Origin of the sequence: Streptomyces corynorhini (genome assembly GCF_003346515.1) — a bacterium.
Classification (GTDB): domain Bacteria; phylum Actinomycetota; class Actinomycetes; order Streptomycetales; family Streptomycetaceae; genus Streptomyces; species Streptomyces corynorhini.
Window position 1 is genome coordinate 1 of the sequence record NZ_QQNA01000193.1, and the last position, 12,696, is coordinate 12,696.

Sequence of the window (12,696 nt, forward strand, 5' to 3'; positions counted from 1 at the left end):
GCTGGGTGGGCCGGGTGGGTCACCGGGGCGGGAGCGACTCCACGCGGCGCGGCGGCGTCCCGTACGGGCGGCTGCGCCCCTTCCGCGTCGCGTCGTACGGGCCGGCTGTCCTGACCGGACATTGCGAGTCCCCCTCTGGTCTCTGAACCGTGATCAAGAACTGGTGGGCAGCGGCCCGTGGCCGCCCAGGACGCCCCGGGGGCGGCAGCGGCCAGGGGCTCTGTGCGCGCTCCGGCCGGGGCGCGGCCGGGCGGCTGGGGTCCGTACGCTCGCGGCCATGCCGCCGGCGGCCGTTCCCGGCGCGGCCGGCAGCCCGGGGGCCACCGGTCGCGCGGCGGGGGCGCCAGGTGATCCGGGCGACCGGGGCCATGGCCGTACGGCCGGGGGCCGCTCGTCGTCGGCCGACGGGATCCGGCTCGTATCGGTGCCGCTCATCGCCCCCACGTTCACCCGGTGATCCTCGAACTTATCATCGGATCATCAGCCGTCGGCCAGGCCCAACAGCCCTCGCATGTGCGCGTATTTGGCGGTCAGCCGCGCCGCGGTCACGGGGTCGAGCGCGGCCAGCCGGTCCGGATCCGCGTTGTGCCCGAGGTCCGCCTCCTTGATCAGCGACGCGCCGGGCACGGCCAGGATCCGGGTCGCGTACTCCTCCGGGGGTTCGCCCGGACGCTTGGTCATGGCCAGCACCATGGCCCTGACGGCGGTGGGCAGCGCCGCCGCGTCGAGCCAGGCGCGGGAGAGCGCCCCGTCCTCGATCGCGTCGTGGAGCCAGGCGGCGGCGATCTGGTCCGTACCACCGCCGCGCCGCGCGACCCCCCGCGCCACCGCCGCCAGGTGTTCCGCGTACGGGCGGCCCGCCTTGTCGGTCTGCCGCGCGTGCGCGCGGCGTGCGATCGCTTCCACCTCGTCCAGACTCAGCATCTCTTCCATCGTCCGATGATCACACCGACGGCGCTCCGACCCGCCGCGATCCGGCCGGTAAGCTCCGGGCCCGTGGCCCGCAGACACCGTCCCCCGCCGCCCGCTCCGCTCCCCCAGCGCGCCGGGATCGATCCGGTACGGCTGCGGCTGCCCGCCGATCCGGACGCGGCGTGGCCGACCGTACGGGACCATCTCGTGGCGCGGTTCGGGGCGGCGATCGGCGCCGGGCGGATCGACGCGATGCTGCGGGAGGAGCGGTTCGTGGCGGCGGACGGGCCGGTCACCGGCCGCGAGCCGTACACCCCGGGGCGGTACGTCTGGTTCCACCGGGATCTCGCCGCCGAGGAGAGGGTGCCGTTCGGGATCGGGATCGTGTACCGGGACGAGCGGATCGTCGTCGCGGACAAGCCGCACTTCCTCGCCACCACCCCGCGCGGCGCCCACATCACCGAGACCGCGCTCGCCCGGCTGCGGCGCGGCCTGGACCTGCCGGAACTCCAGCCCGCGCACCGGCTGGACCGGCTGACGGCGGGTCTGGTGCTCTTCGTCGTACGGGCCGGGGACCGGGGCGCGTACCAGACGCTGTTCCGGGACCGCGCGGTGCGCAAGGAGTACGAGGGGGTGGCCGCGTACGACCCGGACGTGGCGCTGCCGGTCACCGTACGCGGCCGGATCGAGAAGGAGCGCGGGACGCTCGCCGCGCGCGAGGTACCCGGCGAGCCGAACAGCGAGAGCCGGATCGAGCTGCTGGAGCACCGGGGCGGGCTGGGCCGCTACCGGCTGCTGCCTGCCACCGGCCGGACCCATCAGCTGCGGGTCCATATGAACGGCCTGGGGCTGCCGCTCCTGAACGACCCGCTGTATCCGGTCGTCCGGGAGGACAGCCCCGAGGACTACGCGCACCCGTTGCAACTGCTGGCGAAGAAGCTGGAGTTCACCGATCCGGTGACCGGTGAACCGCTGCGCTTCACCAGCGGGCTGCGGTTGGTCCACCGGCCCGGCCGAAGCGACTCACCGGCTCCGCAAGTGACTCACCGGCCCGGCTGACGTGACTCAGTGGCCCCGCTGAATCCACTCCGCCAGCTGCGGGGCCTCGGCGCCGATGGTGGTCGAGTCGCCGTGCCCGGTCCGTACGACGGTCTCCGGCGGCAGGCTCAGCAGCCGGTCGCGGATCGAGTCGACGATCGTCGGGAAGTGCGAGAACGACCGGCCCGTGGCGCCCGGTCCGCCCTGGAAGAGCGTGTCGCCGGTGAAGACCGTCGACAGGGCGGGGGCGTAGAGGCAGACGGCGCCCGGCGCGTGGCCCGGGGTGTGCAGCACGGTCAGGGTGGTCCCGGCGACGGAGAGCGTCCCGCCGTCCGTCAGGTCGCCGTCCGGGATCTGCTCGGGGTAGGTCTGCTTCCACAGCGGCAGATCGTCCGGGTGCAGCAGCACGGGCGCACCGGTGGCGGCGGCGAGCGCGGGAGCGGCGTCGATGTGGTCGTTGTGCGCGTGCGTGCAGACGATGGCGCGCAGCGTACGGCCGCCGAGCGCCTGCTCGATGGCGGCGGCGTCATGGGCGGCGTCGATGACGATCGCCTCGGAGTCGTCTCCGACGATCCAGACGTTGTTGTCGACGTCCCAGCTGCCCCCGTCCAGCGAGAAGGTGCCGGAGGTGACGAGATGGTCGATGCGGACGCTCATCAGAACACCACCACGGAACGCAGCACGTCGCCCTCGTGCATCCGGGCGAACGCCTTCTCGACGTCGCCGAGGCCGATGGTCTCGGTGACGAAGGCGCCGAGGTCGATCCGGCCCTGCTGGTGCAGGTCGACGAGCATCGGGAAGTCACGGGACGGCAGGCAGTCGCCGTACCAGGACGACTTGAGGGAGCCGCCGCGGCCGAACACGTCGAGCAGCGGCAGTTCGAGCTTCATCTCCGGGGTGGGGACGCCCACCAGGACGACCGTCCCGGCCAGGTCGCGGGCGTAGAACGCCTGCTGGTACGTCTCGGGGCGGCCGACCGCCTCGATGACCACGTCCGCGCCGAAGCCGCCGGTCAGCTCGCGGATCGCCGCGACGGCTTCGGTGGAGCGGGAGTTGACGGTGTGGGTGGCGCCCATCGACTTCGCCGTCTCCAGCTTGCGGTCGTCGACGTCGACCGCGATGATCCGGGCCGCGCCCGCGAGCCGCGCGCCGACGATCGCCGCGTCCCCGACGCCGCCGCAGCCGATGACCGCGACGGAGTCGCCGCGGCCCACCTGTCCGGTGTTGATGGCGGCGCCGATCCCGGCCATCACCCCGCAGCCGAGCAGCCCGGCGACGGCCGGGGAGACGCTCGGGTCGACCTTGGTGCACTGACCGGCGGCGACCAGGGTCTTCTCGGCGAAGGCGCCGATGCCGAGGGCCGGGGACAGCTCCGTACCGTCGGTCAGGGTCATCTTCTGCTTCGCGTTGTGGGTGTCGAAGCAGTACTGCGGCCGACCGCGCAGACACGCGCGGCAGTTCCCGCACACCGCGCGCCAGTTGAGAATGACGAAGTCGCCGGGGGCGACCTCGGTGACACCTGCGCCGACCGACTCCACCACGCCCGCGGCCTCATGGCCGAGGAGGAAGGGGAACTCGTCGTTGATGCCGCCCTGCTTGTAGTGCAGATCGGTGTGACAGACGCCGCACGCCTGCACCTTCACCACGGCCTCGCCGGGCCCGGGATCCGGTACGACGATCGTCTCGACCCGTACCGGCTCGTTCTTGCCGGGGGCGACGACCCCTTGCACCTGCTGCGCCATGCCAGGACCTGCCTCTCCTCGTACCCGGGGACACCTCGAACGGTTCGTCCCCTCAGCACGTCCCACTATCCCGTGCCGGGGGCGGTACGCGGAGCACCGGTGCCGCGTCAGGGGGCCAGTACGTCGAGTTCCTGCAGGGCGCCCACGGCGATCTCCCTGGTCAGCTCCTCGGCGCGGGCGGCGTCGCCCGCGCGGATGGCCTCGGCGACCCCGACATGGAGGGTGACGGCGGCGGGGTCGGGGTCCTCGAACATCACCTGGTGCCGGGTGCGTCCGGTGAGCACCTCGGCGACCACGTCGCCGAGCCGGGCGAACATCTCGTTGCCCGACGCGTTCAGCACCACCCGGTGGAAGGCGATGTCGTGCACGAGGTAGTCGGCCAGCCGGCCGCCCCGGGAGGTGGCGACCATCCCGAGCGCCTGCTCGGTGAGGGCCGCGCACTGCTCGGGCGTGGCGTGGCGGGCCGCGAGTCCGGCGGCGACCGGTTCGACCGCGGAGCGCAGCGTGGTCAGGGAGCGCAGCTGGCGCGGCCGGTCGGAGCCCGCGAGCCGCCAGCGGATGACGCGCGGGTCGTAGACGTTCCACTCGTCGGCGGGCCGCACGGTCACGCCCACCCGGCGCCGGGACTCGACCAGGTGCATGGATTCGAGGACCCGGACGACCTCGCGGACGACGGTGCGCGAGACGTCGAAGCGCTGGGCGACCTCGTCGGTGCGGACGACGCCGCCCTCGGGATACTCACCGGCCGTGATGGCGAGACCGAGGGTGTCCAGCACATGGGTATGCAGGCCCCGGCCTTCTGTGGTCATGGCGCAAGCCTACGGGGCGACCCCGGGAGAGATTAAGTACGACGTTTATGTCACAGCCTCTTGAATAAGTCGTACCTAATGGGTTTCAGTAGCGCGACGGACTCGTGCCCGCGAGGGACCGAATGGACCGATGGACCGATGGACCGATGTCGAGGAAGACAGCGAGGCATGCGATGAGCACCCCCCACGTCGTCGTGGTGATGGGCGTAGCAGGTACCGGCAAGACCACGGTCGGGCCCCTGCTCGCCGACGCGCTGGGCGTCCCGTACGCCGAGGGCGACGACTTCCATCCGCCGTCGAACATCGCCAAGATGTCCGCCGGGACGCCGCTGGAGGACGCCGACCGGTGGCCCTGGCTGGAGGCGATCGGCGCCTGGGCGCACAGCCGGGCCGGTCTCGGCGGGGTGGTGAGCAGCTCCGCCCTCAAGCGCGCCTACCGCGACCGGCTGCGGGACGAGGCGCCGGGCGCGGTCTTCCTGCATCTGACCGGCGACCGCCCGCTCATCGAGCGGCGGATGGGAGAGCGCCAGGGGCATTTCATGCCCGCCGGGCTGCTCGACTCGCAGTTCGCCACGTTGGAGGACCTGGGCGCGGACGAGGCGGGCGTCGCCGTCGACGTGTCGGGCACCCCCGAGGAAATAACCGAACAGGCCGTCGCATCGCTGCGTCGGCTGGACAGCTGAAGGAACCCCCGTGACACCCCTGAGCAGTCTCAGCGTCGAGACGCTGGCGGCGGACGCCGTCGATCCCATCACCTCGGCGGGCAACGCGCAGTTGGGTACGGCGGTGCTGCTCGGCATCGCCGTCATCGTCCTGCTCATCACCGTCTTCAAGTTGCATGCCTTCCTGGCCCTGACCCTCGGCTCGCTGGCGCTGGGCGCCTTCGCGGGCGCCCCGCTGGACAAGGTCATCACCAGCTTCACCACCGGTCTCGGCTCGACGGTCGCGGGCGTGGGCGTGCTGATCGCGCTCGGCGCGGTCCTCGGCAAGCTGCTGGCGGACTCCGGCGGCGCCGATCAGATCGTCGACACGATCCTGGCCAGGGCGGGCGGGCGCGCGATGCCGTGGGCGATGGTCCTCATCGCCTCGGTGATCGGGCTGCCGCTCTTCTTCGAGGTCGGCATCGTGCTGCTGATCCCGGTGGTGCTGCTGGTCGCCAAGCGCGGCAACTACTCGCTGATGCGGATCGGTGTTCCGGCGCTGGCCGGGCTCTCCGTGATGCACGGTCTCATCCCGCCGCACCCCGGCCCGCTGGTCGCGATCGACGCCATCGGCGCCAACCTCGGGGTGACGCTGGCGCTCGGTGTGGTGGTCGCCATTCCGACGGTGATCGTCGCGGGTCCGCTGTTCTCCCGGTACGCCGCGCGCTGGGTGGATCTGCCGGTGCCGGAGAAGATGGTGCCCGAGCGCACCTCCGACGATCTGGAGCACCGGCCGAGCTTCGCCGCGACCGTCTCCACGGTGCTGCTGCCCGTCGTGATGATGCTCGGCAAGGCCCTCGTCGACATCGTCGTGGACGACCCCACGCATCTGGTCCAGCGGGTCGCCGACGTGGTCGGTTCGCCGCTGGTCGCGCTGCTGACCGCCGTGCTCGTCGGCATGTTCACGCTGGGCCGCGCGGCCGGGTTCACCAAGGACCGGCTCGCCTCGACCGTCGAGAAGTCGCTCGGCCCGATCGCGGGCGTGCTGATGATCGTCGGCGCGGGCGGTGGCTTCAAGCAGACGCTGATCGACTCCGGGGTCGGCCAGATGGTGCTGGACATCTCCAAGGACTGGTCGATACCGGCGCTGCTGCTGGGCTGGCTGATCGCCGTGGTGATCCGGCTGGCCACCGGGTCCGCGACCGTGGCGACGATCTCGGCGGCGGGGCTGGCCGCGCCGCTCGCGGCGGACATGTCCACGACGCACGCCGCGCTGCTGGTGCTGGCGATCGGCGCGGGCTCGATCTTCTTCAGCCATGTGAACGACGCCGGGTTCTGGCTGGTGAAGGAGTACTTCGGGATGAGCGTCGGCCAGACGATCAAGACCTGGTCGGTGATGGAGACCCTGATCTCGGTGGTCGGCGTCTGCTGCGTGCTGCTGCTGTCGCTGGTGCTGTAGCGACCGGCCTCACCGCGCTCGGCCGCCGGAGCGGGCGGGGCGGGGCACTCCTCCCGTCTTCGGGAGGGGCTCCCGCGCCGCCCGCTCCCGCGTTCAGGCGGTGGTCCGCTCCGCCCGCTGTTCGGCCGCCTTCTCCAGCTGGAACGCCTCGTTGCCCAGCCCGATCCTGGCGTGCACCTCCGGCTTGACGGAACGCAGCACCAGCCCGTAGCCGATCCCGCCGACGAGCGCGAGACCGATCAGGCCGGGCAGCGCCCAGCTCAGCGCGGAGCCGGGGCCCGCGTCGATGAGGACGCCGAAGTCCTTGACGGTGTAGACGGCGATCCCGACGAGCGCGACGATCGCGATCCCCGAGGCCACCAGCCGCGGGGCGTGGGCGCGGCCCGCTCCCCGCCGTACGAAGAAGACGATGACGGCGCAGGAGGCGAGCGCCATCAGCGTGATGATGCCGAGCGCGCCGACGCTGCCCATCCAGGTGAACAGCCGCAGCACCGGCGCCGTCGGGTCGCCGTTCGGCTTGCCGTCGGTGAGGGCGAAGGCGGCGATGGCGGCCACCGAGATCAGCGACTGGAGGACCGAGCCGGAGGCGGGCGCCCCGCTGCCCCGGGTGGTACGGCCGAAGGTGGCAGGCAGCAGCCCCTCGCGGCCCATCGCGAAGGCGTAGCGGGCGACGACGTTGTGGAAGCTGAGCAGCGCGGCGAACATCCCCGTCACGAACAGGACGTGCAGAAGGTCGGCGAAGGTGGTGCCGAGCCGTTCCTCGGTGAGGCCGAAGAGGAGCCCCGGGCCCTGTTCCGCCGAGACGGCGACGATCGAGCCGGGACCGGCGGCGACGGTCAGCGCCCAGGCGCTCAGGGCCAGGAAGGACGCGGCGTAGCCGACGGCGAGGAACATCACGCGGGAGACGACGATGTGCGGACGGCTCGTCTCCTCCGCGTACACCGGGGCCTGTTCGCAGCCGACGAAGGCGGCGACGCAGAAGCAGAGCGCGGTGCCGAAGCCCGCGCCGGTGACGTTGGCCGGGTCGAAGGCGGCCATGGACAGCCCCTCCTTGCCCGGGTCGGCGACGACGGCGATGTCGAAGATCACCACGAGGAGGCACTCGATGGCCAGCAGGACGCCGAGCACCTTGGCGTTGAGGTCGATCTTCAGCCAGCCGAGCACTCCGACGACCGCCGCGGCGAACAGGGCCGGAACCCACCACCCGACGGAGATGTCGAGGTAGGTGGCGAAGAGACCGGAGACCTCGAAGCCGAGCAGGCCGTAGACGGCGAACTGCATGGCGCTGTACGCGACGAGGGCGAGCAGCGAGGCACCGGCACCCACCGTCGGGCCGAGCCCGCGGGCGATGTACGCGTAGAAGGCACCGGCGTTGTGGATGTGCCGGCTCATCTCCGCGTAGCCGAAGCTGAACAGCACGAGCACGATGCCGAGGATGACGTAGAGCAGCGGCTGTCCGACGATCCCCATGACTCCGAAGACGGTCGGCATGACACCGGCCACGACGAGCATGGGGGCGCTGGCGGCCACCACGGAGAGCAGCAGGCCCACCGTGCCGAGCCGGTTGGCGCGCAGCGCCCTGTCCTGCCCCTTGTACGTGTGGATCTCCCTCGTGTCCGAAGTGGCTTCGCTCGTACTCGATCTGCCCGTCGACATGACAGGGGTGTTCCTTTCCGCAGGAGGGAGGGTGGTCTTCGAGCGGCGGGGGGTCAGACGGAGCCGAGCGCCTCGTTGCGCGCGGCGACGAATGCCTGGTGCGGGTCCCGGTCGGGGTACGACCAGGGGGCCGGGGTGATGTGGCCGCCGATGCGCTGGAAGAGCGCGGCGGCCTCGGCGACGCGTCCTTCGTGGAACTGCGCGTGGGCCAGGAAGTTGAGGTCGACGCGGTTGCGCGGATGGACGTCGTTCTCCCACTCCAGCCACCAGTCGAAGGCGGCCTTCAGCACCTGGCGCGCCCGGCGCCCGGTCCAGTGGCCGGAGGAGACCGGATCGGCGGGCTCGTGTCCCGCGCCCGCCAGGACCCGGTAGCGCTCGGCGTGGGCGACGACGGGCAGGATCGCGAGCGGCGAGTCGGCGGGGGCCTGTTCGGCGGCCCAGGCGGCGAAGTCGTAGACCTCGTGCAGCGGGTCCTGGCCCGCGTCGGCGTGCCGTTCGGCGAGGCGGGCGGCCATCAGGTGATGTGCGTGGTGGTGGTCGGGGTGGCGGGTCCTGACCTCGTCGAAGAGGCGCGAGGTCTCCCCCTCCGTGCCGAGGGAGCGGGCCAGCAGCAGCAGCCCGAGCCAGGGCGTGGGGTCGGCGGGGGCCAGCCGGATCGCGTCACGGCAGGCGCTGCGCGCGTGCGCCTCCTTCTCCTTGCCGCGCAGCACGCCGAAGACGGTCGCGCAGGCGAGCAGGGTGGTCGCGTCGGCGCTGCCGGGCTCGACCATGAGCCAGTCCCTCGCCCAGGCGACGGCACCGGCCGCCTGGGCGAGGACGAGGACGCGGTGGCCTCTGCGGTCCCAGTCCTGGCCGGTGACGGCGAGCAGGGTTCGCGCCTCCGACCAGCGGCCCTGGGCCAACTGGTCCCTCACGGTGGCGAGTTCGACGTCGTCCAGGGCCGGATCGAAGAAGTGGTCGGGGCGGGTACCCCGTCTTCGTAAGCGGCCCAGGGGCGGCGGAGGCGGAGACATCCGCGGTTTCCCTCCAGGCACATGAACGAGCAATGATCGCGGCCAGCCAATCGGTAGCCAGTGCCTCACGTCAAGTAATTGCCTGGTGCAAATTGTCGTCAACTATGCTTTACAGAAGGTTGGTTACTCTCGGGTACGAGCCGGGGCAGGTCCCTGCGGATGACTGGGACCGGACGAATCCCAGGTCATGCGCGCGCTGTCCCGCCCGGGAACGCGCAGGTGGCGTCACGGAACGTATCGCCGCCCCGACGCCGCCTCCGAAGCCGCCTCCGAAGCCGCTGATGCCGCTGAACCGCCGATGCCGCGCGATACGGCCCGGCGCGGTCACCTGACGGCCTGCGCCGCCGCCCGTCCCGCCGTACGCCCCGAGAAGATGCAGCCACCGAGGAAGGTGCCTTCCAGCGAGCGGTAGCCGTGCACCCCGCCGCCGCCGAAACCGGCCGCCTCGCCCGCCGCGTAGAGGCCGGGCAGCGGGTCGCCGCTCCCGGTCAGGATCCGCGAGGACAGGTCGGTCTCCAGCCCGCCGAGCGACTTGCGGGTCAGGATGTTCAGCCGTACGGCGATCAGCGGGCCCGCCTTCGGGTCCAGGATCCGGTGCGGCGCGGCCGTGCGGATCAGCTTGTCGCCGAGATATCTGCGGGCCCCGCGCACGGCCGTGACCTGGAGGTCCTTGGTGAAGGGGTTGGTGATCTCCCGGTCCCGGGCGGTGATCTCCCGGCGCAGCCCCGCCTCGTCGATCAGCGCCTCGCCGGTGAGCGCGTTCATCCCCCGCACGAGCGCGCCCAGGTCCTTCTCCACGACGAAGTCGACGCCCTTGTCCATGAACGCCTTCACCGGCCCCGGCACGTCCGCGCGGGCCCGGCCGAGCACGTCGCGGACCGACTTGCCGGTCAGATCGGGGTTCTGCTCGGAGCCGGAGAGCGCGAACTCCTTGCCGATGATGCGCTGGTCGAGGACGAACCAGGTGTAGTCGTGACCGGAACGCATGATGTGCTCCAGCGTGCCGAGCGTGTCGAAGCCGGGGAAGAGCGGTACGGGCAGCCGCCGCCCGCGCGCGTCCAGCCAGAGCGAGGACGGTCCCGGCAGGATCCGGATGCCGTGCCGGGCCCAGATCGGGTCCCAGTTCTCGATGCCCTCCGTGTAGTGCCACATCCGGTCGCCGTTGATGTGGCGGGCGCCCGCCGCCTCCGCGACGGCGAGCATCAACCCGTCGACGTGCGCGGGGACCCCGGAGAGCAGCTTGCGCGGCGGGGTGCCGAGCCGTGCGGGCCACCGCTCGCGCACCAGGTCGTGGTTGCCGCCGATGCCGCCCGAGGTGACGATCACGGCCTGCGCCCTGAGCGAGAACTCGCCGGTGACCGTACGGCCGCTCGCGGTACCCCGCGCGGCGTCGCTCGGCTCCAGGATCTCCCCGGTGACGGTGTCGACGGCGCCCGCCGTACTGGCCAGACCGGTCACCCGGTGCCGGAAGCGCAGGGTCACCAGCCCCCGGGCGACGCCCTCGCGCACCCGGCGTTCGAACGGCTCGACCACGCCGGGCCCCGTGCCCCAGGTGATGTGGAAACGCGGTACGGAGTTGCCGTGCCCCGTGGCGTCGTATCCGCCGCGCTCGGCCCAGCCGACCACCGGGAAGAACCGTATGCCCTGGCCGTGCAGCCAGGCCCGCTTCTCACCGGCCGCGAAGTCGACGTACGCCTCGGCCCAGCGGCGCGGCCAGTGGTCCTCAGGACGGTCGAATCCGGCCGTGCCGAGCCAGTCCTGGAGGGCGAGTTCGCGGCTGTCCTTGATGCGCAGCCGGCGCTGCTCCGGCGAGTCGACGAGAAAGAGCCCGCCGAAGGACCAGTGCGCCTGTCCGCCGATCGACCGCTCGGGCTCCTGGTCGAGGACGATCACGGACCGGCCCGCCTCGGCCAGTTCGGCGGCGGCCGCCAGCCCCGCGAGGCCCGCCCCGATCACGATCACATCAGCGTCGTACGCCATGGCATCCATCCTTCGCGGGCTTCACGGGCGGGGCGGGTGAGTGGTCCGATCTTCCGTACGGGTGAGTAACGAGTCAACTGGTTGGATGGACGACATGAGCGATACGCCGAACCGCGCGGAAGACAACCCCGCCGAGGAGATCCTCGACGTCGTCGACGAGCATGACCGGGTCCTCGGGCAGGCACCGCGCGGCGAGATCTACGCGAAGGGCCTGCGACACCGCTGCGTGTTCGTGTTCGTGCGGGACGCGCGGGACCGGGTCTTCGTCCACCGCAGGACGGCGTGGAAGATGGTCTTCCCCTCGCTGCACGACATGTTCGTGGGCGGGGTCGTCGGCGCGGGCGAGAGCTACGACGACGCGGCGCTGCGCGAGGCCGAGGAGGAGCTGGGGGTGTCGGGGCTCGACCGGCCCGTACCGCTGTTCCCGTTCCGGTACGACGCGCCGGACGGCTCCTTCCTGGAGAACGCGTACGTGTACGAGGTGCGCTGCGCGCTCCCGGTGCGCCCGCAGTCGGCGGAGATCGCCTGGCACGCCTTCCTGCCCGAGGACGAGCTGGTGCGCCGGCTGGACACGTGGGAGTGGGTGCCGGACGGGCTGGCGGCGTACGGGCGCCTGCGGGCGCCGGGCGCCCGGGGCTCCGCGTAAAGTGCGACAAGTGAGCGATTTCGTAAGGAGCCTGCGGCTGTGGTTCGCGCCGCGGCGCGTCGCCGAGGAGGGCGACACCCCGGACTATCGCTTCTCCCTCGCCAATGAGCGCACTTTCCTGGCCTGGATCCGTACAGCGCTGGCGCTGGTCGGCGGCGGGTTCGCGGTCGACCAGTTCCTGCCGGACCTGCGCTGGGGGGTCCGGGTGGGGCTCGCGGTGGCGCTGCTCGCGGCGGGGGCGCTGTGCGCGCTGCGGGCGGTCAGCCACTGGGTGCGCTGCGAGCGGGCGATGCGGCGCAAGGAGGATCTGCCGGTGTCCGGCTTTCCGACGCTGCTGAGTCTGGCGGTGGCGCTGGTGGCCGTGACCATGCTGGTGATCGTGGTGCTGGGCCGGGCGGGCTGATGGCGGCGGCCGGGGCCACCGGGGCCACCGGGGGCGCGGGAGCCCTCGGGGACCGTGATCCCGGGCTCCAGCCGGAGCGGACGCGGCTGGCGTGGCGCCGTACGACGCTCTCCTGCACGGTGGTGGCGGTGCTCGCGGCCCGGCAGGCGATCCACGGCGGCGCCACCCCGGCCGGGCTGACGGCCGCCGCGCTGAGCGCCCTGCTGTGGCTGGGGTTCCTGGCCGTGGCGCACCGGCGGGTGGTGGCGCTGACGGCCGCGCGGCCCCGGGTGCTGTCGCGGGGCGGTGCGGCGATGGCGGTGGCCTGTACGGTCCTGCTGGCGGTGTGCGCGGTGTCGATCATGCTGTGACGCGGGCGGATCGGGCGGGTCCGCGCGCGTCACAGCATGATCGACAC

At 72.3% G+C, this 12,696-nt stretch carries 13 protein-coding genes; 6 read left to right on the forward strand and 7 right to left on the reverse strand.

Translation table 11 applies throughout. The features are described from left to right. Nucleotides 1-480 precede the first annotated feature (480 nt). Nucleotides 481-924, reverse strand: coding sequence for an HD domain-containing protein (locus DVH02_RS23015; RefSeq protein WP_114625724.1), 444 nt, complete (start codon nt 922-924; stop codon nt 481-483). A 72-nt stretch (nt 925-996) separates the two neighbouring features. Between DVH02_RS23015 and DVH02_RS23020 the strand changes: the two genes are divergently transcribed. After that, the gene (locus DVH02_RS23020) at nt 997-1,971 is read left to right on the forward strand and encodes a pseudouridine synthase (protein WP_233518407.1); all 975 of its coding nucleotides are present in this window, start codon (nt 997-999) and stop codon (nt 1,969-1,971) included. Between the two features lie 6 nt (nt 1,972-1,977). Here the strand turns inward: DVH02_RS23020 and DVH02_RS23025 are convergent, their stop codons facing one another. The 3 genes from DVH02_RS23025 to DVH02_RS23035 all read right to left on the reverse strand — a co-directional run bounded on the left by DVH02_RS23025 (nt 1,978) and on the right by DVH02_RS23035 (nt 4,501). Beyond that, nucleotides 1,978-2,607, reverse strand: a complete 630-nt coding sequence (locus DVH02_RS23025; protein ID WP_114625726.1) for an MBL fold metallo-hydrolase — start codon at nt 2,605-2,607, stop codon at nt 1,978-1,980. After that, complete coding sequence (locus tag DVH02_RS23030; RefSeq protein WP_114625727.1) at nt 2,607-3,692, reverse strand: S-(hydroxymethyl)mycothiol dehydrogenase; 1,086 nt, start codon at nt 3,690-3,692, stop codon at nt 2,607-2,609. Before DVH02_RS23030 ends, DVH02_RS23025 begins: the two co-directional genes overlap by 1 nt. Nucleotides 3,693-3,799: 107 nt before the next feature. Continuing rightward, the gene (locus DVH02_RS23035; RefSeq protein ID WP_114625728.1) at nt 3,800-4,501 is read right to left on the reverse strand and encodes a FadR/GntR family transcriptional regulator; all 702 of its coding nucleotides are present in this window, start codon (nt 4,499-4,501) and stop codon (nt 3,800-3,802) included. Between the two features lie 173 nt (nt 4,502-4,674). Here DVH02_RS23035 and DVH02_RS23040 point away from each other — a divergent pair, with 173 nt between their 5' ends. Together DVH02_RS23040 and DVH02_RS23045 are read left to right on the forward strand one after the other, a co-directional pair. Beyond that, on the forward strand, nt 4,675-5,184 hold the full coding sequence (locus tag DVH02_RS23040) for a gluconokinase (protein WP_114625729.1): 510 nt from the start codon (nt 4,675-4,677) through the stop codon (nt 5,182-5,184). 19 nt (nt 5,185-5,203) lie between these two features. After that, a complete protein-coding gene (locus DVH02_RS23045) occupies nt 5,204-6,601 on the forward strand; it encodes a GntT/GntP/DsdX family permease (RefSeq protein ID WP_114625735.1) in 1,398 nt (465 codons plus the stop codon). Between the two features lie 93 nt (nt 6,602-6,694). Here the strand turns inward: DVH02_RS23045 and DVH02_RS23050 are convergent, their stop codons facing one another. The 3 genes from DVH02_RS23050 to DVH02_RS23060 all read right to left on the reverse strand — a co-directional run bounded on the left by DVH02_RS23050 (nt 6,695) and on the right by DVH02_RS23060 (nt 11,250). Continuing rightward, a complete protein-coding gene (locus DVH02_RS23050) occupies nt 6,695-8,257 on the reverse strand; it encodes an APC family permease (protein WP_114625730.1) in 1,563 nt (520 codons plus the stop codon). Between the two features lie 53 nt (nt 8,258-8,310). Beyond that, entirely contained in the window at nt 8,311-9,270 is a 960-nt protein-coding gene (locus DVH02_RS23055; RefSeq protein WP_114625731.1) for a hypothetical protein, read from the reverse strand. Between the two features lie 324 nt (nt 9,271-9,594). Next, nucleotides 9,595-11,250, reverse strand: coding sequence for an FAD-binding dehydrogenase (locus DVH02_RS23060; protein WP_114625732.1), 1,656 nt, complete (start codon nt 11,248-11,250; stop codon nt 9,595-9,597). 85 nt (nt 11,251-11,335) lie between these two features. Here DVH02_RS23060 and DVH02_RS23065 point away from each other — a divergent pair, with 85 nt between their 5' ends. Genes DVH02_RS23065 through DVH02_RS23075 form a run of 3 tightly spaced genes read left to right on the forward strand, consistent with a single transcriptional unit; the run spans nt 11,336 to nt 12,649 of the window. Next, the gene (locus DVH02_RS23065) at nt 11,336-11,896 is read left to right on the forward strand and encodes an NUDIX hydrolase (RefSeq protein ID WP_199566386.1); all 561 of its coding nucleotides are present in this window, start codon (nt 11,336-11,338) and stop codon (nt 11,894-11,896) included. A 10-nt stretch (nt 11,897-11,906) separates the two neighbouring features. Then, the gene (locus DVH02_RS23070; protein WP_114625733.1) at nt 11,907-12,299 is read left to right on the forward strand and encodes a YidH family protein; all 393 of its coding nucleotides are present in this window, start codon (nt 11,907-11,909) and stop codon (nt 12,297-12,299) included. Beyond that, nucleotides 12,299-12,649: a DUF202 domain-containing protein gene (locus DVH02_RS23075; RefSeq protein ID WP_114625734.1), complete on the forward strand. Its 351-nt coding sequence runs from the start codon at nt 12,299-12,301 to the stop codon at nt 12,647-12,649. The genes DVH02_RS23070 and DVH02_RS23075 overlap by 1 nt, the downstream gene beginning before the upstream one ends. The last annotated feature ends 47 nt before the right edge of the window (nt 12,650-12,696 follow it).